Annotated in this window: 21 protein-coding genes, 5 tRNA genes and 1 riboswitch; of the genes, 1 reads left to right on the top strand and 25 read right to left on the bottom strand. The window is 31.6% G+C overall.

All coding sequences use genetic code 11. The features are described from left to right. Nucleotides 1-32: 32 nt before the first annotated feature. Nucleotides 33-135: riboswitch (SAM riboswitch) on the bottom strand. A 108-nt stretch (nt 136-243) separates the two neighbouring features. The 6 genes from KPL44_RS19075 to KPL44_RS19050 form a co-directional block, all read right to left on the bottom strand. Further along, nucleotides 244-328: transfer RNA gene (locus KPL44_RS19075), tRNA-Tyr, on the bottom strand. A gap of 5 nt (nt 329-333) precedes the next feature. Continuing rightward, nucleotides 334-408, bottom strand: a tRNA-Thr gene (locus KPL44_RS19070). Between the two features lie 30 nt (nt 409-438). After that, a tRNA-Val gene (locus tag KPL44_RS19065) sits at nt 439-514 on the bottom strand. A gap of 22 nt (nt 515-536) precedes the next feature. Next, a tRNA-Tyr gene (locus tag KPL44_RS19060) sits at nt 537-621 on the bottom strand. Nucleotides 622-626: 5 nt separating this feature from the next. Further along, nucleotides 627-701, bottom strand: a tRNA-Thr gene (locus KPL44_RS19055). A gap of 197 nt (nt 702-898) precedes the next feature. Beyond that, nucleotides 899-1,498, bottom strand: a complete 600-nt coding sequence (locus KPL44_RS19050; RefSeq protein WP_216253322.1) for a hypothetical protein — start codon at nt 1,496-1,498, stop codon at nt 899-901. A 163-nt stretch (nt 1,499-1,661) separates the two neighbouring features. Between KPL44_RS19050 and yyaC the strand changes: the two genes are divergently transcribed. Beyond that, entirely contained in the window at nt 1,662-2,225 is a 564-nt protein-coding gene (gene yyaC / locus KPL44_RS19045; RefSeq protein ID WP_216253320.1) for a spore protease YyaC, read from the top strand. Nucleotides 2,226-2,339: 114 nt separating this feature from the next. Here yyaC and KPL44_RS19040 read toward each other — a convergent pair whose 3' ends face one another. The 19 genes from KPL44_RS19040 to KPL44_RS18950 form a co-directional block, all read right to left on the bottom strand. Continuing rightward, the gene (locus KPL44_RS19040; RefSeq protein WP_216105976.1) at nt 2,340-3,374 is read right to left on the bottom strand and encodes a rod shape-determining protein; all 1,035 of its coding nucleotides are present in this window, start codon (nt 3,372-3,374) and stop codon (nt 2,340-2,342) included. A gap of 126 nt (nt 3,375-3,500) precedes the next feature. Further along, entirely contained in the window at nt 3,501-3,755 is a 255-nt protein-coding gene (spoIIID, locus tag KPL44_RS19035) for a sporulation transcriptional regulator SpoIIID (protein WP_216105975.1), read from the bottom strand. Nucleotides 3,756-3,878: 123 nt separating this feature from the next. Beyond that, the gene (locus KPL44_RS19030; protein ID WP_216253318.1) at nt 3,879-4,643 is read right to left on the bottom strand and encodes a M23 family metallopeptidase; all 765 of its coding nucleotides are present in this window, start codon (nt 4,641-4,643) and stop codon (nt 3,879-3,881) included. 133 nt (nt 4,644-4,776) lie between these two features. Further along, nucleotides 4,777-5,865, bottom strand: coding sequence for a stage II sporulation protein D (spoIID, locus tag KPL44_RS19025; protein ID WP_216253316.1), 1,089 nt, complete (start codon nt 5,863-5,865; stop codon nt 4,777-4,779). Nucleotides 5,866-6,097: 232 nt separating this feature from the next. Continuing rightward, entirely contained in the window at nt 6,098-7,363 is a 1,266-nt protein-coding gene (gene murA, locus KPL44_RS19020) for a UDP-N-acetylglucosamine 1-carboxyvinyltransferase (protein ID WP_216253314.1), read from the bottom strand. A gap of 27 nt (nt 7,364-7,390) precedes the next feature. After that, nucleotides 7,391-8,110, bottom strand: coding sequence for a YwmB family TATA-box binding protein (locus KPL44_RS19015; protein WP_216253312.1), 720 nt, complete (start codon nt 8,108-8,110; stop codon nt 7,391-7,393). A gap of 344 nt (nt 8,111-8,454) precedes the next feature. After that, nucleotides 8,455-8,853, bottom strand: coding sequence for a F0F1 ATP synthase subunit epsilon (locus tag KPL44_RS19010; RefSeq protein WP_216253310.1), 399 nt, complete (start codon nt 8,851-8,853; stop codon nt 8,455-8,457). Between the two features lie 111 nt (nt 8,854-8,964). Then, nucleotides 8,965-10,362: a F0F1 ATP synthase subunit beta gene (gene atpD, locus KPL44_RS19005; RefSeq protein ID WP_216253309.1), complete on the bottom strand. Its 1,398-nt coding sequence runs from the start codon at nt 10,360-10,362 to the stop codon at nt 8,965-8,967. 15 nt (nt 10,363-10,377) lie between these two features. Further along, entirely contained in the window at nt 10,378-11,232 is an 855-nt protein-coding gene (gene atpG, locus KPL44_RS19000; RefSeq protein WP_216253307.1) for an ATP synthase F1 subunit gamma, read from the bottom strand. 156 nt (nt 11,233-11,388) lie between these two features. Continuing rightward, complete coding sequence (atpA, locus tag KPL44_RS18995; protein WP_216253306.1) at nt 11,389-12,906, bottom strand: F0F1 ATP synthase subunit alpha; 1,518 nt, start codon at nt 12,904-12,906, stop codon at nt 11,389-11,391. A gap of 16 nt (nt 12,907-12,922) precedes the next feature. Next, entirely contained in the window at nt 12,923-13,456 is a 534-nt protein-coding gene (locus tag KPL44_RS18990) for a F0F1 ATP synthase subunit delta (protein ID WP_216253304.1), read from the bottom strand. Nucleotide 13,457: 1 nt separating this feature from the next. Then, nucleotides 13,458-13,937, bottom strand: a complete 480-nt coding sequence (locus tag KPL44_RS18985; RefSeq protein ID WP_407935029.1) for a F0F1 ATP synthase subunit B — start codon at nt 13,935-13,937, stop codon at nt 13,458-13,460. A 66-nt stretch (nt 13,938-14,003) separates the two neighbouring features. Then, the gene (gene atpE / locus KPL44_RS18980; RefSeq protein ID WP_071611079.1) at nt 14,004-14,246 is read right to left on the bottom strand and encodes an ATP synthase F0 subunit C; all 243 of its coding nucleotides are present in this window, start codon (nt 14,244-14,246) and stop codon (nt 14,004-14,006) included. Nucleotides 14,247-14,279: 33 nt separating this feature from the next. Next, on the bottom strand, nt 14,280-14,960 hold the full coding sequence (locus KPL44_RS18975) for a F0F1 ATP synthase subunit A (RefSeq protein WP_216253302.1): 681 nt from the start codon (nt 14,958-14,960) through the stop codon (nt 14,280-14,282). Nucleotides 14,961-14,964: 4 nt separating this feature from the next. Continuing rightward, nucleotides 14,965-15,339 carry an ATP synthase subunit I gene (locus tag KPL44_RS18970; protein ID WP_216253301.1) on the bottom strand — a complete coding sequence of 125 codons (375 nt, stop codon included), beginning with the start codon at nt 15,337-15,339 and terminating at the stop codon, nt 14,965-14,967. Between the two features lie 662 nt (nt 15,340-16,001). After that, nucleotides 16,002-17,132 (bottom strand): non-hydrolyzing UDP-N-acetylglucosamine 2-epimerase, encoded by a 1,131-nt coding sequence (gene wecB / locus KPL44_RS18965; protein ID WP_331702799.1) that lies wholly within the window; start codon nt 17,130-17,132, stop codon nt 16,002-16,004. A 69-nt stretch (nt 17,133-17,201) separates the two neighbouring features. Further along, nucleotides 17,202-18,230 carry an MraY family glycosyltransferase gene (locus tag KPL44_RS18960; RefSeq protein WP_216253300.1) on the bottom strand — a complete coding sequence of 343 codons (1,029 nt, stop codon included), beginning with the start codon at nt 18,228-18,230 and terminating at the stop codon, nt 17,202-17,204. A 99-nt stretch (nt 18,231-18,329) separates the two neighbouring features. Then, the gene (locus KPL44_RS18955; RefSeq protein WP_216253299.1) at nt 18,330-18,818 is read right to left on the bottom strand and encodes a deoxycytidylate deaminase; all 489 of its coding nucleotides are present in this window, start codon (nt 18,816-18,818) and stop codon (nt 18,330-18,332) included. 246 nt (nt 18,819-19,064) lie between these two features. Further along, on the bottom strand, nt 19,065-19,805 hold the full coding sequence (locus tag KPL44_RS18950) for an ATP-binding protein (RefSeq protein WP_216253298.1): 741 nt from the start codon (nt 19,803-19,805) through the stop codon (nt 19,065-19,067). Between the last annotated feature and the right edge of the window lie 63 nt (nt 19,806-19,868).

Genomic DNA, 19,868 nt, shown 5'->3' with positions numbered 1-19,868 from the left:
TCCAAAAATAAGAAGAGGTGTTTTATCCATCTCCCTTATCTTGCAGATTATAACTGCAGGAATTGGCACCATGGTGCATAGCACCGGTTGCCGGGTTTCATAGGGCCTTTTTCCCTCCACCTCTCTTGATAAGAGTTATCAATATTAAGTTTTCATTATACTACCACATGCAATCAGCAGTGTCAATATAGCTTAATCATTTTTAAATTAAATAAGTAAAAAAAGACATCTATTGATGTCTTTTGGTGGAGGAGGATGGATTCGAACCATCGAAACATTACGTAACAGATTTACAGTCTGCCCCCTTTGGCCACTCGGGAACTCCTCCATACGTGGAGCTAGCAATAGGAATTGAACCTACAACCTGCTGATTACAAGTCAGCTGCTCTACCGTTGAGCCATGCTAGCATATACTTATTTGATTATAAAAAATTGTTATGGTGGGAACAACAGGGTTCGAACCTGTGACCCTCTGCTTGTAAGGCAGATGCTCTCCCAGCTGAGCTATGCTCCCAGAATTAAATAAACACAATAAATGGTGGAGGAGGATGGATTCGAACCATCGAAACATTACGTAACAGATTTACAGTCTGCCCCCTTTGGCCACTCGGGAACTCCTCCATATGTGGAGCTAGCAATAGGAATTGAACCTACAACCTGCTGATTACAAGTCAGCTGCTCTACCGTTGAGCCATGCTAGCATATTATTAATATATCGTTTTGCCATGTCGACAAGGATTATTATACAACTTAAAATAATAAAATACAAATTTATTTTCCTTAAATAAACAACTTCTTCTCTATATTACTATATCATTCTCATATTTACTCAGTATTAAACGCTAATACAACTTTTTATTTTTTAAAAGTTTTTTTCATATAACTCGCTTAAATATAGTTAATTCAGTTCTTCTGCCAAGTTCATATCTATAAACCTTCCAGCTACTTTCCGAACTTTGTCATATTCTTTTTCTGATAAATCCTTTTTCAATAATTTAAGCGCTTTAAGAACACCCCCCTCAGCATCTTTAGCATATAGATATTCCTGCACTTTCTTATACTCCTCTTTATCTAACTTCATGCTTACATATAATAGCTTGATTTTGTCAGAAGCAGTTAAATTTTCTTCTATTTTTGATGCGGATACTTTAAATACTGCTTTTTCATTTTTTTCTATATAATTATAATAATTTTCTAGACTATCCTTCTCCTCCTCATTTTTTTTAGTATCTAGATCTGATGAAATTACATTTGAACTACTACCACTCACCTTTTCTTCTGCGTTTTTATAATTACTACTCATTTTTTTATCCTGCATATCATCCTTTATCAGTACTTTAACCCCATCATTATTAGCTGTTCTTGAATTAGAATGTTTTGTATACTCAACCACCTTAGGTTTATGCAAATTATTAACATAGTAATGATATGAACACATGCTAATCACACTTATTAAAGTAGAGAATATAATAATGAATAATGAATTAATTCTTTTCATAACAATATCACCCCAAATAATTATATATATATAGATTATTTGCCAATTAATGATTTTTTTATTCTTTATCATAATAATGCTCGGAGTTTATTCATATAAATGATTCATAGGAAAATAAATAAGAATTGTTTTTCAAAGGCAGAAATGCAAGGAGGTATATTTCTTGAGCAAAGCTAAAACCCATTATAAAGATCCTTTAGCATACTATACAATTTCTAATTTTCTAAAAGACTATATTGACAAAAATACTCTAGTCGTTTGCATAGGTACCGATAGATGTATAGGTGATTGTCTTGGACCCTTGGTTGGTACCTTTTTAAAGAATAGTTCCTTTCCATTGCCCGTTTATGGCACTATAGATAATCCGATTCATGCCTTAAACATAGATAGTAAGTTATCTGAAATAAACGCAAAACATCCAAACTGTACTATCATAGGTGTTGATGCATGTCTTGGCGATATTGCAAATATCGGTGAAATCCAAGCTAGGAATTATCCAATTCATCCCGGTAAAGGTGTAGGTAAGAACCTTCCTAAAGTAGGCAACGTCTCATTAGTTGGTATAGTAGATTCAAGTGATGATAGTGAATTATTCACTAATAGAAACATAAGACTTAGTTTAGTAATGGAAATTGCTAATGTTTTAAGTAGATCCCTTATACATTCATATTATTTATATTCACTTAGCACTGATCAAGATAATTTAATTCCTATTAACATGCCCTAATTAATTTATCTATAGTAATTAATGATGTCTTAATTTTTTTCAAAATATATAAAAATAAGCAATACAATTATTTTAATAATTGTATTGCTTATTTTTATAGCTTGTTTACACAATTTACTTTGATAAATAATTGTTATATCCACCAAATGAATTACCTAACTTATCCACATAATCCAATACTTTACCTGTTCCGAGTGCTACACATGATATCGGATCCTCAGCCAAATATACCGGAACTTTAGTAACCTCTTGTATTAATTTGTCGAGTCCCTTTAACAATGAACCTCCACCAGTCATAATTATACCTTTATCAGCTATATCCGCCGATAACTCAGGTGGTGTTTTTTCTAACACTGAATGTGCACATCCCGCTATTTGCGATACTGCCTCTTTTAAAGCTTCTCTCATTTCCTCAGATGTTACTGCCAGATTTTTCGGAAGACCTGTAACTAAGTCCCTTCCTCTTATCTCCATACTTTCCTCTTCATCTTGTCTATAAGCGCAACCTATGTTGATTTTTAAATCCTCTGCAGTTCTCTCTCCAATCATTAACTTATGCTTTTTCCTAATATATTTTATGATATTTTCATCAAACCTATCTCCAGCTACTTTAATAGATTCACGTACAACCATGCCTCCTAAAGAAATAACTGCAATATCAGTAGTCCCTCCACCAATATCAATAACCATATTACCACTTGCTTTACTAATGTCGAGTCCAGCTCCTATCGCCGCCGCTAAAGGTTCTTCTATAAGTTGAACTTTTTTAGCTCCTGCATTTCTAGCTGCATCTTCCACCGCTCTTCTTTCCACTTCAGTTGACTCACAGGGGACGCAAATCACAACCCTTGGGGCAGATAATCTTCTTTTACCACAAGCCTTCTTTATAAAGTGCTTTAACATTTTTTCAGTTATATCATAATCTGAAATAACACCGTCCCTCATAGGACGTATTGCCACAATATTTCCTGGCGTTCTTCCTATCATTTGCCTAGCTTCTTCTCCAACTGCTAGTACCCTATTATTATTTCTATCTATGGCAACAACAGAAGGTTCTTTTAAAATAACGCCTTTTCCTTTGATATATACAAGTACTGTTGCTGTTCCTAAATCAATTCCCATGTCTGTGCCCATTTTTAAAAAAAACATCTCAAAACTCACTCCTGCTCTTTAGTATATTAGATAATATAAATTATACTAAACTCTATTACATAAAGCCATAAAAATATCCTTTTTTACCAATAATATTTTTTATAGTTTTTAGTTTGAAATGTTTTATCCTTCAATTGCCTTATATTTAAGCCTAGTTGCATCTCCACCTCTAATATGTCTTTCAGCTTTATTTAAATCTAAAATTGTTTTTGCCTGACTAGCAATTTTAGGATTTAATGTTGGTAATCTCTCCGTCATATCCTTGTGGATAGTACTCTTGCTAACTCCAAACACCTTGGCGGTTCTTCTTATTGTGGATTTCGACTCAATAATATACTTAGCAACTTCTAATACTCTGTCTTCAATATAGTCTTTCAAAGTGTTACCTCCTAAACCCTTCTATATTAATAAATATGCAATACCTTGCTTTTAAATTCCATTCCAATTAGTCATCTGACCATATATTTCGGAAAAACAACTAATTGAGATGGACATTGGTTTTTATTTTGTTTTTGCAGGTTGGTATTTATCATATTTTATATATTTAGCAGGATCAATATTCGTATTATTTTGCGAAACTTCAAAATGCAAATGAGAACCATATACTTCTTTATATGAATTTAAACTAGAGTTTCCCACTGTACCAATTTGCTGTTTTTTATTTACTTTATCGCCCTTTTTTACTAATATTTTTTCACTTAAGCTAGTATATTTAGTAACAAGGCCATTTTGATGATCTATTACAACCATATTTCCATTTTGACCTGCAACATCAGTACCAACTTCTTTAACTATTCCATCCATTACCGCAACCACCGGCTCGCCCATTTTAGCTTGAATGTCAACTCCTAAATTTGTTCTATAGCTTCCATCAGTCTTGAACACTACTGAATCAATTTCTTTTGAATATGCCCTTGCGAGTAGCCCATTAGCCACTGGATTTGCAAATTGAGCATTAACTGAGCTAGAAACTGCAGCAGCTGCTACGCTTTTTACGTTAGGCACTGGTTTAAGTTCTTTAGTCTTCGCTATATTTTCTTTTTTCACTTGAAGAGCACCATCGTATTCCTTTTGATTCCCTCCAGTTACATTACCTGCATTAGCTTGTTCCTTTTGTACTGCTTCCTGATTGCTTGCAATTTTACTTTTATTATTTGCTGTTATAGATGCCACTGTAGCTACTATACATAAACAAACAAATAAAATTACGTAGAAGCCCTCCTTCTTGAAAAAGTTTAATGCCTTATTGTTTGCGTTTTTATTCATACAAACACCTCCATTTGTATTTTTGTCCATAATTTAATAAAACATACATTTTTATTAAATTATTTTACTTTTTTTCAAAATTTTAGGCCGGTTATACCTCTATATAGGATAACCAGCCTTATTTATATGGTTTTTATTTAGCTATGGAGGTGCCTTGATAATAATGAGTTAAAATATCAACATATTTTTTCCCATTTTTGGCCATAACCTCTGCTCCATATTGACTCATTCCGACATCATGACCATATCCACTACAATCCATTTCTACACTACTTGAATTAAATTTCATTTTAAAATTAGCTGATTTTAAACCGAGCATTGTTCTAAATTTACTTCCTGTCATAGTTATGCTTCCTACCTTAATGTTCTTAACACTTCCAGCCTGGGTTCTATCAATTATTGTTATTTGGTTTCTAATGTTAAAAGAGGATACCCTAGCATTATCGTAATTTTTATTTATAATTTGACTTAACTCTTTATAATTAAAAGTTTTACTACTTTTACTATTTTTTAATTTTTCCTCACCCGGGCTTGCTACACTCCTTAAATAAGGTACACTCGTACTAAATACATCCTCAGAATTTTCTGTTTCCCCACTACTTGTAGAAAAATAATATGGCTCCATTACCAAATTATCATTATATGTTAAAACTTCACCCGCTGTTGCTTCAACTGCGTTCTTAATCTTATTCCAGTATTCCTCGCCTTTAACTCTACCCCATAGTTTTACACGTTCATCTTTAGTCATATAAACTTGGCAGTGAACTGTATCGCATACATTAGCTCCTTTTCCGTTCTTACATCCCACTCCACCTAATAAAGTAACATGGGCTAAAGCATACGTCCTAGCAGCTACCGCTTGAGCTTTTATAGCTTCTATCTCAAATTCAACAGGCATTTCTGATGCTACAACTCCAGTAACATAATCTTCTAAATTAAGTTCTTTTATAGTATTTTCTTTTGTCATAAACACCCTGATCTTAGTAACCTTTGGCATTAAATCATATTTCATAACACTTTTATTATCTCCTGATTTAGATATATTGCTTTTATTATCTCCTGATTTAACTACAGTGCTTTTATTTTTATCTTTCTGTATATTTATATATTTATTATTTCCAACCCCCACTATTAACACAGACGTAATCACTACAAATGCAACAAACGCAATGATTAATAGAATAATGCTCTTTAAATGTATTTCACTAAAATCCCTTCTCATTTTTTCCTCCCCCTCGTTATAAACAAGTTTTACTTTATACATATTAATTAAACGTAAAAATTATTACTTTTTTAGGACTATTGAGCCTATGTTAGATAATAAAACTTGTACACTTTTAAAAAACATTATAAAAAAATCGGAATATATTGTTATTTAATATATTCCAATTGTTTAGTTTTTATGCTATATTTTTTTATTTTTTATTATTATTTAAAGTTCACCAAAACTTATATTACTTATCATAATGCACTCTTTCTATATCTGCTCCTAATCCTCTTAATTTCTTTTCAATCGACACATACCCCCTATCAATATGATATATGTCCTTTATTGTAGTTGTGCCCTCTGCTGTAAGCCCTGCGAGTATTAGTGCTGCCCCCGCTCTTAAATCTGTAGCTGTCACCTCTGAGCCTGTAAATGTATCTATACCTTCAATTACGGCACTTCTACCGTCTATTTTTATATTTGCTCCCATTCTCTTAAGCTCTACAGCATGCATAAACCTATTTTCAAAAATGGTTTCCGTGATTATACTTGTCCCTTTTACTGTACATAATAAACTCATCATCTGTGCTTGCATGTCGGTGGGAAATCCTGGGTATGGCATTGTTTTTAGATCTATAGGATTTAACTTTTGCCTACCATCTACTATTACACTATTTTTATTAATTTCTATTGCTACCCCCATTTCTGTAAGTTTTGCTATTATTGGCTTTGAATGAATTTCGTCAACTCCATTAATTTTAATTAAACTTTTTGTTATTGCAGCAGTTATCATAAATGTACCTGCCTCTATCCTGTCGTATATCGGCTTATGGACAACTTCTTTAAAATCTTTTACGCCTAGTATCCTTATAGTGTCTGTTCCTTCTCCATCAATTTTTGCTCCCATTTCCCTTAAAAATATTGCTAAATCAACAATTTCTGGTTCTTCTGCTGCATTTCCTATTATAGTTTCACCCTGTGCAAGAGTTGCCGCCATCATTATATTTTCCGTAGCACCAACCGACGGGTAATCTAAATATATGTTGCTTCCTATTAATTTTTTTGCTTTTGCTTCCACATATCCATGACCTACCGACACTTCTGCACCTAGTGCTGACAATCCCTTTAAATGAAGGTCAATTGGCCTAGTTCCAATATTACATCCGCCAGGTAGAGATATCTTAAAACTTCCGAATCTTCCAAGCATTGGCCCCATTATTAAGAAAGATGCTCTCATCTTCCTTACCAATTCATCGTTAGCTCCATTATCAAATATATTAGCAGTATTTATTTTAACCCTTTTATTAATTTTATCTATACTAATATCAGCTCTAAGAGATTTTAATACATCACAAATTACAAATACATCTTCAAGCATCGGAGTATTTTCAATAGTACAATTATTACCATTTAATATAGTTGCTGCAAGTATAGGAAGGACCGAATTTTTAGCTGCACTTATATTCACTTCACCCTCTAATTTTTTCCCACCCTTTATAATCAATCTATCCATTCATTTCCTCCATATTATTGATAATTTTTAATAAGTTGTAATTATTTCAGGCGTACCTATGATAATGTACTTTCCTGATGAATAACTACATACAGCATAATTAAAATCAATTAACTTGTTATTAATTACCTTCTCATCAAATTTTCTGGTATATGCCATAGTACTTAATCCATTATTTAAATTTACCGTCTCAATATTTTCAGTTCCATAAGATTTTAGTATTTTTATTATTTTTTGATTAATAACATTAGTATTATTTGATCCACCATTTTCATTAGTCTCTTCAACTTTTGCCTTTAAGTATTGAAAATGCTTAACATTTTTGCCTCTACAGCCAATGCTAGCACTAACCTTGTTTTTAAGAGATGCTAATCCATTTTCATTACTTACGTTAGTTATATTTATAGTTATAATACTCTCATTTTTGTATTTCCGAGCCTCTACATATCCCTTTGCATTCTCACTTGAAAAATCTACGTTATAGGAATCTTTATTTTCAGTTCTAGTTAATATTGTTTTTTTATTATCAAGATCTAATGTTGAAATTAAATAGTTACAAATCTCTTTCGAATCCTCTTGAGTTTCGAAGCATGTCTTTAACCCATATTCTACCGTTTTGCTTTTAGTTTGGATTAATATTTCATTAAATAAATTAAGATTTTCATGTGCACTAGTTAATTTAATATTAATTTGCATAATAGCCATGCTTAATACTATACATAAAAGCGTTATACCTTTTTTTCTCATTTTAATCCCCCTACCCTTTGATTAAATTGCTGGCAACAATTAAATTCTTGACAATAATTTATCTTTTTATTCTACAACTAGCAGTTTTTATTTTTTTGTCCTATTAATAAAATTATCCCCCAGCACAAATGTGAAGAGGGCTATTTTATTTAAAATATAGGTAGGGTATATAAGATTATATCAAACTTTATATATATCTTTTCTTTATACTACTAATATATAAAATTTCAATTAAAATGTGCTTAAAATAATTTAATACTACTCACTTAGATTATTAAATCAAGTTTAGTTTATTTTTGGGCATAAAAAAATGAAGATAAATTAATATCTTCATTCTTTAGTTTCTATCCTTTTGTCTTAAGTCTCATAATTGACCTTAAAACAGCACCTTCAGCTCGTTTTAAACTGACTTCATCATCAGTATCTAGTCTTTTTTCTGCTCTTTTTTTAGCCTCGTTTGCTCTTTCAACATCTATATCTTCTGGCCATTCACAGGCGCTACACAACATTTCTACTTCACCCTTAAGAACTCTTAAGACACCTGTTGATGTAAAAGCTTTTAACTCTTTCCCATCAACCTGTATAAATGTTGTAACTGTTGGTTTTAATTGAGATATCATAGGAACATGATTCGCAAGAATACCAAATACACCGTCATCACTCTGTGTGTTAAGGCTCAGAATATCACCACTATAAAACTGCTTCTCAGGAGTAATCATAGTAAGCTTTATATGATTTTTCATAAAATAACACCGACCTTTCTATGTACATATCCTTAAAGAATAATTAATAATTTTTACTAGTTATCTTAAATAAAATAAGTAACATAATGGCTAACTGCTATCTAAAAAACATTATTGATTAGCCAAAGTCTTCGCTTTCTCTACTGCTTCTTCTATAGAACCAACAAACATAAATGCAGCTTCAGGTAATTCATCATGTTTTCCTTCAAGAATTTCTTTAAAACCTCTAACGGTTTCTTTTACTGGTACAAATTTACCTTTCATTCCAGTAAACTGCTCAGCTACCGTAAATGGTTGAGATAAGAATCTTTGTACTTTTCTTGCTCTTGTTACTACTAATTTATCTTCTTCAGATAATTCATCCATACCAAGTATTGCAATAATATCTTGAAGTTCTTTATATCTTTCAAGTATATGTTTAACCTCTATTGTAACATCATAATGTTCCCTACCAACTATTCTAGGATCAAGCATTGTTGATGTAGATTCTAATGGATCTACTGCCGGATATATACCAAGTTCAACTATTCCTCTCGAGAGTACTGTAGTAGCATCGAGATGTGTAAATGTAGTTGCCGGAGCAGGATCTGTAAAATCATCTGCTGGTACATACACTGCCTGAACAGATGTAATTGAACCTTGCTTTGTAGATGTAATTCTCTCTTGTAATTGTCCCATTTCTGTAGCAAGTGTTGGTTGGTAACCAACAGCACTTGGTATTCTTCCAAGTAGTGCAGAAACCTCAGAACCAGCTTGCGTAAATCTAAAAATGTTATCTATAAACAATAGTACATCCTTACCTTGATCTCTAAAATTTTCGCACATAGTAAGACCAGTTAACGCAACTCTCATCCTAGCGCCTGGCGGTTCATTCATTTGTCCAAAAACCAAAGCAGTTTTAGAAATAACTCCTGACTCCTTCATTTCATTATAAAGATCGTTTCCTTCTCTTGTTCTCTCACCAACGCCGGTAAATACTGAAAGACCATTATGTTCTTTTGCAATATTATTCATAAGCTCCTGTATAAGAACTGTTTTACCAACTCCTGCTCCGCCCAAAAGGCCAATTTTTCCGCCCTTTTGATATGGTGCTATAAGATCTATTACCTTAATTCCTGTTTCAAACATTTCCGGTTCAACAGTTTGTTCTGCAAAGGTTGGGGCTAATCTGTGAATAGGCATATATTTATCTACCTTAACTTCACCCATCTCATCCACAGTTTTTCCAAGAACATTAAATAACCTTCCAAGAACCACATCTCCAACTGGTACCAATATTGGACTTTCTGTATCAATAGCATCAAGTCCTCGTCTTAAACCCTCTGTACCTTCCATAGCTATCGTTCTTACAATATCATCACCAATATGTTGTTCAACCTCAGCTACAATTACTCTATCTTCCATCTGAATTTCAATACTATTATAAATGTTAGGAAGACTGTCTGAGTCAAACTTTATATCTATAACCGGCCCTATTACTTGAACGACTTTGCCTATATGTCCTGCCATTAATCTCTCTCCTTTCTACTTTAGAGCCTCCGCTCCTCCGACTATTTCTGAAATTTCTTGTGTAATTGAATATTGTCTACTTCTATTATATTTTAAATTAAGTTTATCAAGTATGTCATTAGCATTTTCAGTGGCTGATCCCATGGATTCCATTCTAGATTTATGCTCACTTGCTTTTGAGTGTAACATTGCATTTAGTGTTTTAGCGCCTAAAAACAAGGTCGTTATTTCACATAATGCGTTTTCATCTATTGCTTCAATATTTACATACTCTTTATTCCTATTTTCTTCATCCTCAAAATTTAGAGGAAGTAACTTTTCAATTTTAACTTCATTTTTCATTGCTGAAACGAGTTTTTTATAAACAATATAAACCTCACCTATTTCATCATTATTATACATGTTTAAAGCATGATTAATAACAGTAGTGGCTTCTTTTTGAGTAGGAACATCCGAGATATCGACATATTCAGCCACAGTTTCAATATTAATCTTTTTAAGTATAACTCTTCCTTTATGGCCTACTATAATTATATCGTATTCCTCTTTATTGCCTTTAAGTTTACTTGTCAACTCATTTACTATTGACCAATTAAAGCCGCCACAAAGACCTGTATCCGAAGTCAAAACAACATACATTTTCTTACTACTTTTATTCCCTTTTATATAGATACTATCCTCGTCGTAATTATCTTTAACTTGTTTAATAACTTCCTCAAGCTTATCTACATAATTATTATTAGTATCCAAGTTTTTTCTTATCTTTTGGTATTTAGAAGTCGAAACTAATCCCATTGCTTTTGTAATTTTTGTAGTATTTGTTATGGATTTCATTCTTCGTTTAATTGCAACAAGCCCTGCACCTGCCATGTTTCACCTCTCTTTAGTCTTGACTATATATTATCAATGCCATTTAGCTCTAATAATACATATTCAAGACAAATTAATTATAGCTTAAAGGTGCTATATTAATTGATTCCTTATATTTTTTAATTAAATGCTTATCTTTAAATTTAATTTTTCTTTTTACTTATCATCAATAGAGAATATTTTTTTAAATTCATCTATCGCCTCAGTAAGTTGTTGTTTTAATTTATCATCTAACACTTTGTTTGTAATTATTGTTTTACCAATTTCTGCATGATGTGTATCCATAAACTCAAAAAATTCTTTTTCAAATCGTGTTATTTGAGATACTGGAATATCCGCAAGATGGTTACCAGATCCAGCAAAGAAAATCATAACTTGTTTTTCTACCGGTACTGGAGCATATTGATCCTGCCTTAATATCTCCATTAATCTTTTACCCTTTTCAAGCCTCATTTTAGCATCTTTATCAAGATCCGTTCCAAATTGAGCAAAAGCCGCAAGTTCTCTATATTGAGCAAGTTCAAGTCTTAAAGTTCCTGTAACTTGTTTCATGGCTTTTATTTGAGCATTTCCACCAACCCTAGATACAGATATTCCAGCATTAATTGCTGGTCTTTGTCCAGAATGGAACAATTCAGCTTCAAGGAATATTTGTCCATCTGTTATAGAAATAACATTAGTTGGTATATATGCCGTAACATCTCCTGCAAGAGTTTCTATTATAGGAAGTGCAGTTAATGATCCTCCACCCAATTCATCTGAAAGTTTTGCTGCTCTTTCTAGCAATCTTGAATGGATATAAAATATATCTCCAGGATATGCCTCTCTGCCTGGCGGTCTACGAAGTAATAATGACATAGCTCTATAAGCTACAGCATGTTTAGATAAATCATCATACACAATTAATACATTTTTACCATTATGCATAAAAAATTCACCCATTGTACATCCAGCATAAGGTGCTAGATATTGAAGTGGTGCTGTATGCGAAGCTGTAGAAGCTACAACTATTGTATAATCCATAGCTCCCTCTTCAGATAAAGTGTTAACAATTTGTGCAACTGTAGATTGTTTTTGACCAATCGCAACATATATACATATAACATCTTTGCCCTTTTGATTAATAATAGTATCTGTAGTTAAAGCAGTTTTACCTGTTTGTCTATCTCCAATTATAAGTTCTCTTTGTCCTCTTCCAATTGGTACCATAGAGTCTATTGCTTTAATACCAGTTTGAAGTGGTTCCTTAACTGATTGTCTTTTAATGATTCCAGGTGCTATTACCTCAACTGGTCTCTTCTCTGTAGTTTTAATTGGTCCTTTACCGTCTATTGGTACACCTAATGCATCAACAACTCTTCCTATTAAAGCCTCACCTACAGGAACTTCTACCACTCTACCAGTTCTTTTTACTATATCGCCTTCTTTGATTCCTTCTTCTGGTCCTAAAAGCACACAGCCTACATTATCTTGTTCTAAATTTAACGCCATACCAAATATGCCGCCTGGAAACTCTAAAAGTTCATTTTCCATGCATTCATCTAATCCATAAACCCTCGCAATTCCATCACCTATCTGAATTATTGTTCCAGAGTCAACAGTTTCAATTGTTTTTTTATAACCTTCGATTTCTTTTTTAATTATAGATGTTATTTCTTCTGGTTTTATATTCATAAACTCACCTCTTTTCCTATTTAAACATTAATTTTTTCATTTCATCTAATTTGCTTTGTATTGTACCATCGATAACATCATCACCGATTCTTATATATACTCCACCAATTACTTTTTTATCTAATTTTTCATCAAAAATGATCTTTTTATCATACATCTTTGCTAGTTTAAGCCGTAGATTCTCCCTTTCAGTTTCTACAAGAGGAATTACCGTCTTAACTTCTGCCAGTAGCGTATTTGTACGCTCTAGGTGTATTTTTTCCATTTCTTTAAGGTTTGCTTCAAGGAACAATATTCTATCTTTTTCTATAAGTATAAGCAAAAATGATAACAATCCATCATCAATTTTACCTTTGAAAATTTCAGTAAAGAGTTCCTTTTTTTTAGATGTACCTACTTTAGGATGTTTAATAACTTTTAGAAAATCAACATCATTTTCCATAAGTGAAACAATTTCTCTTAAGTCCTCTAGATATTCTTCTACTTTATTTTTTCCCTCTGCAACTTCATATAGTGCTAATGCGTATCTTTTATATAAGTATTCATACATTTTAGCTACCTACCTTAACAATAAAATCTTCTATTAATTTTCTATGCTCTTTTTCATCAATATGTTTTTCTAGAGCTTTTTCAGATAATATTAAAGATAAATCTATAACTTGCTTTTGAATTTCACTTGTTGCCTTGTCTTTTTCTCTTTCAATTTCAACTCTTGATCTCTCCATTAAAATAGTTGACTCTTTTTTTGCATCATCAATAATTTCCTGAGAAATGTTTTGAGCTTTGACTTTATACTCTTCTACTATTTCTCTTCCTTTTGTCTTTGACTCATGTAATAATTTATCTTTTTCTATTCTTGAAATTTCTGCTTTTTGTTCATTATCTTTAGCATTTTTAATAGATGTATTTATTCCATTTTTTCTATCATCCATTATCTTATTTACTGGCTTACTAAAAAAGTGCTTTAAGACAAATAACAATACAATAAAATTTATTATAGTGAATATAATTGTATTCCAATTTATAGTCAAATTCATAATCTATTAAAGCCCCCTTTAGGCCTAATTTCAAAATTTTTCATTTTGATATGTACCATTTTACTTAAATGCTAAAATTAGTGCTATTAAGAATGCATAAATAGCTGTAGCTTCTGAGAATGCTGCACCTATTACTAATGTACTAATTATAGATCCTCTAGCTTCTGGTTGTCTTGCTACTCCCTCTACAGCTTTAGCTGCAGCATTACCTGTTCCTATTCCTCCGCCAATACATCCTATTGCTGCAAGACCTGCGCCTATTGCAGATGCTCCTGTGATTATTGTTGCTGAATCTATAGCCATAATATATTCCTCCTTAATTTTTAAAAACTAAATTTAATGCTCTGCTATTACTTTTATGTTAATCATAGTTAACATAACAAAAATAATCATTTGAATAAGTCCATCGAACAAATCAAAATAAAAATGCAACGGTATAGGTATTAAAAATTGGGCAAATCCATTTAAACTAGCTAAGCCTGTATATGCCAAATCTATTATCACAACCCCTGCAGTTATATTTCCAAATAATCGAAAGCTTAATGATACTGGTAACATTACTCTTTCCATTAGATTGATAGGTAATATAAATGCATATGGCTCAACATAGCCTTTAAAATAGTGCCCTATACCTATCTTCTTTATAGCAAACCATTGAACAACAAAGAATGTTATTAATGCTAATGCCAACGACACACTATAATCTGATGTTGCAGGTGTAATACCTACCATTCCTGAGATATTTACAATACTAAGGAAGACAACTATTGTTGCTACATAAGGTACAAACCCCATATATTCTTCTCCCATATTGTCTTTGACAAGATTGTTAATAAAGTCCATAATCATTTCTATTATATTCTGCTTCTTATCGGGGATTATTTTCAAGTTTCTTGTAAAGATTGCACATAATATAGCTATTAAGGCTATCATGCACCACTGAACAAATATGCTTCCTGCAATCCCAATACTGTACCCAAAGAATTTAATATGAAATAACGGCGGTATTTTATCCATTAAATCACTTCCTTTCACTGTTCTTGTTGTTTATTCCGTAATACACTAAAGCTATGAACTGCGCACTATATCCGAAGATATATGCAATTATATTGAACATATTGTGTCTGCCAATAGCAAACCCAATAACACTCACTAATAAAACTCTTATAAAAGACCCTATTACTATAATGCCCTTACCTTTTAAATTTTTACTCTCAAGAGAATACTCTACTGCAATACCATTAACATAAAGATTCATTAGTGCTATTATTATCCCTAATAAAAAAAATAATGCATATGATTTAGCTGTAAAATAAATTATTGTAATAAAAATCAAAGAAATAAAGAAATCATATATAGCAATTTTTTTAAACATGTTCCTAAAATCACTATTCACTTTTACTTCTCCTTACTTTCTAACAGTATTGTAATTATAGTCTACTAATTTTCATAAATAAAACTCCAAATTTCTTGATATCTTATGTTTTAAAGCCAAATTAATGATTTTTTTCATCTAAATACCACTATTCCTCTATATAACTCCTTATTATGGTTTAATACGTCTAAATAACTAATTATAAATCTATATTATTCAATTAAACTACATTTTAATAACATTGTGAACTTTCTTAACATTCATAATATTACATTGTACATTCCACTGTCAATGGGTTTTATTAACTTTAGTATGTACATTTCATTCGGGTAAACATTTACAAAACGTTTATATTTTCATATATTACCAGTTAAGTATATTGTTTCTTAGAAACAATTGCAAGTTATAGTTTGTAATATTTCACTTTTTTCTTTTAAGCATTCTCATTTCGTGTTATTATCACCCGATATACTTGTGAATATACATATACCTAATGATATTTTTAAGTATATAGGCTCTTAGATACCTTATACCTTGATAGTTAATATACTCAGACCTAATATCTCGTTACTCATGATTATGAATTTTATAATCTTCACTGCTGTTATTTTAGACTGCTTTATTTATTAGAATTAAAAAAAGATAAATTTAAGAATTTAATTCTTAAATTTATCCACGCAACTTCAAATTGAAACGTTGTTAAAATATTTAATCAGTGCATCCACTATCTTAACCGAACCATTACCATCGCCATAAGGGTTAATTGATTTACTCATATTACTATACTCTTCTACATTTCTAATTAACTTATTAGCTTCGAGTACTATTTTATCTATATCTATTCCAACTAGCCTTACTGTACCAGCACTCAGGGCTTCTACCCTCTCCGTAACATCTCTAAGCACTAAAACTGGTTTGCCCAAATGAGGTGCTTCTTCTTGGATTCCTCCTGAATCGGTCATTACAAGATAACATTTTTTCATTAAATTATGGATTTCCCTAGTATCTATAGGTCTAAGCAGGTGTATTCTAGAAACATCCTTTAAAATACTGTAAACCACATCTTTAACTACTGGATTTGGATGAACAAGATACAATACTTCTACATCTAGATTTTCTTCAACAATTATTTTTAAAGCTTTGCATATATTTTCAATTCCAATTCCCCAATTTTCTCTTCTATGCGCCGTAACCATTATAATTTTTTTGTTTTTAAAATCAATTAAATTTAACTCATGATTTTCAAAAACATAATTTTCTTTTATTGTATACTTCATAGCATCTATAACTGTATTTCCTGTAACAAAAATATTATTTTTGTCTATTCCCTCTCGCAATAAATTTTCTCTGGAGATAGTTGTAGGTGCAAAATGTAGATCTGTTAAGGCACCAGTCAATTTTCTATTAATCTCTTCAGGATAAGGTGAATATTTATTATGACTTCTAAGACCTGCTTCTACATGTCCTACTGGTATCTTTCTATAAAACGCTGCAAGTGCTGCCGCAAAAGTAGTAGTAGTATCTCCATGTACTAAAACCATATCCGGCTTTTCTTTATCAAAAATTTCCTCAAGTCCAGAAAGCACAGAACATGTTATCCCTGTTAAACTTTGTTTTGTTTTCATTATGTTTAAATCATACTCAGGTTTTATGTTAAAGATTTCAAGAACTTGGTCCAATATTTCTCTATGCTGTGCGGTAACACATACTTTACATTTTATTTGAGGAACTTTTTCTAGTTCCTTAATTAGAGGTGCCATTTTTATGGCCTCAGGCCTCGTACCAAATATAACCATAATTTTAATATTTTCCACCAGATACCTCCTATATAAATTAAATTTATTATCACCTATAAGCTACAAAATTACACAATAATATATAACCTACTCCTTTTGATCAAATATACCATATTTCCATGCTACTAAAACAGTAACAACTCCTACCGTTGCTAATAAAAAATATGCCCTTTGTGTGCTCATTTGCATAGCTATGATAGCAATTCCACCTAGAATAGCACTTATAAAGTACATGATAATAACTGCTTGTTTTTGGCTGAGGCCCATAGCCAATAGCCTGTGATGCAAGTGTCCTTTATCTGCTTGCATCATAGGCTTTCCATGAACTTTTCGTCTTATCATAGCAAAAAGTGTATCATAAATAGGTAATGCAAACGCCAAAATTGGCACCGCAATTACAAAAGCCGTCGCAGATTTAATAGCCCCCTCAATTGAAATAGCAGCTAAAAGAAACCCTAATAATTGAGATCCAGTATCCCCCATAAATATAGATGCCGGATTAAAATTATATGGTAAAAAGCCTAAAATCGCGCCACTTAAGACTGCTGTTAAAAATGCAGCTTCGAGCCTTCCACTAAGTATAGAAACTATCATCAGAGTAACACATGATATGAATGCTATACCTGCCGCTAAACCATCTAATCCATCAATTAAGTTAAATGCATTAGTAACACCTACAATCCATATTATAGTCACTGGTATGTTAATCCATCCCATGCTTATAAAAGGATAAAAATCCCTAAAAGGATTGGTTATCATTGATATTTTCACACCTGACATCAATAAACATATAGCCGCTATAATTTGTATAAGGAGTTTATATCTAGGTCTTAAATCTTTAATATCATCAATAATTCCGCCAATAACAATTACAGTCGCGCCAATGATTATACCCGTTTGAGAGGTCGTTAAAATTCCATTATATAAAATCACTCCTAAAACAAAAGCTATATATATGGCGAGTCCACCCATAACTGGTACAGGTTTTGTATGAACTCTTCTTGCATCTTTGGGGATATCAATGGCATTAACCCTTATTGCTAATTTCTTAACTAAAGGTGTAAATACAGCAGAAATTAAAGCTGTAATAATTGCTAAAACATATCTATCACTCATAAAAAGACCTTTCTTTCACAAAAACGGTGTTTTTATTTGATAAATATAAACTAAAACTTATGAAATTAATAGTTAACTTTACTTTACAAGATTTCATAATTAATATCCACCATCACCTTGAATTGAGTCGTCGTTTTCTATCCATTCCTGTACAAATACTATTTTATATTGTATTTTATCTTCTCTAATTATAACTTTCTCTATACCTGCATTAATTATAAATCTTTTACATAAAGAACATGGGGATGCATTTTCAACTAATTCACCGCTACTTACCTCTTTACCTACCAAATAAAGCGTTGCTCCTAACATATCGCTTCGTCTTGATGATATAATTGCATTCTGCTCTGCATGTACCGATCTACAAAGTTCATATCTTGTCCCTCTTGGAACTTTTAACTCTTCTCTTCTACATACGCCTAAATCACAACAATTTTTTCTTCCTCTAGGTGCTCCCGAATATCCGGTAGACATAATCTCATCATTTTTCACTATAATAGCTGCAAAATTCCTACGCAAACAAGTTCCTCGCTCAGATATTGTTTCGCATATATCCAAATAATAATTATGCTTGTCAATTCTTTTCATAATTATACCTCATATAATATATTTTAATTATTTAGATAAAAAATCAAATATAAAATTTATAATCTAATAATCAATCACTATTATTTTACACTAAAACAATAAAAATTTAAAGTGTTTGATAAACTATATATGTTAATTTACTATAAAGTAAAAAAAAGCATATATTATTACAGTTGTGTAATATATGCTTTTCTAAGCGGGCTTAAGCCTATATTAGTTATGATTTTATAATTAATTAAAACCAAACTATATTATTACTCCGTTTATACCAATAGTTATCTCTTTGTATGGAACTATTACTCTAGCTTTAAGCATAGCTTCCTTTACAGAAAAAACAATACCAGCACAACAGGGCACTTCCATTCTAATAACCGTAATACTCTTAATTTCATTATTTTCTAATATTTCAGCAATTTTATCTCTATAATAGTCATTATCATCAAGTTTCGGGCAACCTATTAAAGTTATTCTCCCTTTAATAAACTCCTTATGGAAATTTCCATAAGCATATGCAGTACAATCTGCAGCAATTAATATATCTGCCCCTTTTAGAAATTCCGCATTTGAGTTAACTAACTTTAGCTGTACCGGCCATTGATTTAACATTGAAGTTGCTGATTCTTCTACATTCGTGTTTACTCTAACTTTTGCTTGTACCAAATTAGAACTTGTATTTCTTTTTATAGACTTTTCCATTGTACCAGGGCATCCACAAGGTAAATCACTCTTCTTACCTTCTTTGTTATCACTTTGCTCCTTTTTAATTAAAACAGCCTCAACATCATAACTCATAGCGTCTCTCTGAATTATTTTAATAGCATCAACTGGGCATTCCGGCAGGCAATCACCTAATCCATCACAATATTCATCACTTATTAATTTAGCCTTACCACCCACGAGCTCCATAGCTCCTTCATGACATGCATTTATACACAATCCACAACCATTACATTTACTCTCATCTATATTAATGATATTTCTTTTCATTTTAAAACCTCCTAAATTTCTAAATATATATTTGCTTACTAATTAACTTTTCGATTGACTGTA

The sequence above is a fragment of the Clostridium sp. DSM 17811 genome (genome assembly GCF_018861905.1).
Classification (GTDB): Bacteria; Bacillota; Clostridia; order Clostridiales; family Clostridiaceae; genus Clostridium_AD; species Clostridium_AD frigoriphilum.
The sequence above is the reverse complement of the archived record's forward strand: the minus strand, read 5'-3'. Positions and strand labels throughout refer to the sequence as shown.

Coding starts and splice junctions, on each gene's coding strand:
- KPL44_RS19030 (WP_216253318.1), bottom strand. CDS start 4,643: ATGAATAAAAACGCAAACAATAAGGCATTAAACTTTTTCAAGAAGGAG.
- KPL44_RS19050 (WP_216253322.1), bottom strand. CDS start 1,498: ATGAAAAGAATTAATTCATTATTCATTATTATATTCTCTACTTTAATA.
- KPL44_RS19040 (WP_216105976.1), bottom strand. CDS start 3,374: ATGTTTTTTTTAAAAATGGGCACAGACATGGGAATTGATTTAGGAACA.
- murA (WP_216253314.1), bottom strand. CDS start 7,363: ATGGATAGATTGATTATAAAGGGTGGGAAAAAATTAGAGGGTGAAGTG.
- KPL44_RS18975 (WP_216253302.1), bottom strand. CDS start 14,960: ATGGATAAAATACCGCCGTTATTTCATATTAAATTCTTTGGGTACAGT.
- KPL44_RS19015 (WP_216253312.1), bottom strand. CDS start 8,110: ATGAGAAAAAAAGGTATAACGCTTTTATGTATAGTATTAAGCATGGCT.
- KPL44_RS18955 (WP_216253299.1), bottom strand. CDS start 18,818: ATGAAAAGAATTGACAAGCATAATTATTATTTGGATATATGCGAAACA.
- KPL44_RS19010 (WP_216253310.1), bottom strand. CDS start 8,853: ATGAAAAATCATATAAAGCTTACTATGATTACTCCTGAGAAGCAGTTT.
- atpD (WP_216253309.1), bottom strand. CDS start 10,362: ATGGCAGGACATATAGGCAAAGTCGTTCAAGTAATAGGGCCGGTTATA.
- KPL44_RS18990 (WP_216253304.1), bottom strand. CDS start 13,456: ATGTATGAATACTTATATAAAAGATACGCATTAGCACTATATGAAGTT.
- KPL44_RS18950 (WP_216253298.1), bottom strand. CDS start 19,805: ATGAAAAGAAATATCATTAATATAGATGAGAGTAAATGTAATGGTTGT.
- atpE (WP_071611079.1), bottom strand. CDS start 14,246: ATGGCTATAGATTCAGCAACAATAATCACAGGAGCATCTGCAATAGGC.
- KPL44_RS18960 (WP_216253300.1), bottom strand. CDS start 18,230: ATGAGTGATAGATATGTTTTAGCAATTATTACAGCTTTAATTTCTGCT.
- atpG (WP_216253307.1), bottom strand. CDS start 11,232: ATGGCAGGTGCAGGGCTTGTTGCAATTAAACGAAGAATGAAATCCATA.
- atpA (WP_216253306.1), bottom strand. CDS start 12,906: ATGAATATAAAACCAGAAGAAATAACATCTATAATTAAAAAAGAAATC.
- spoIID (WP_216253316.1), bottom strand. CDS start 5,865: ATGAGAAGGGATTTTAGTGAAATACATTTAAAGAGCATTATTCTATTA.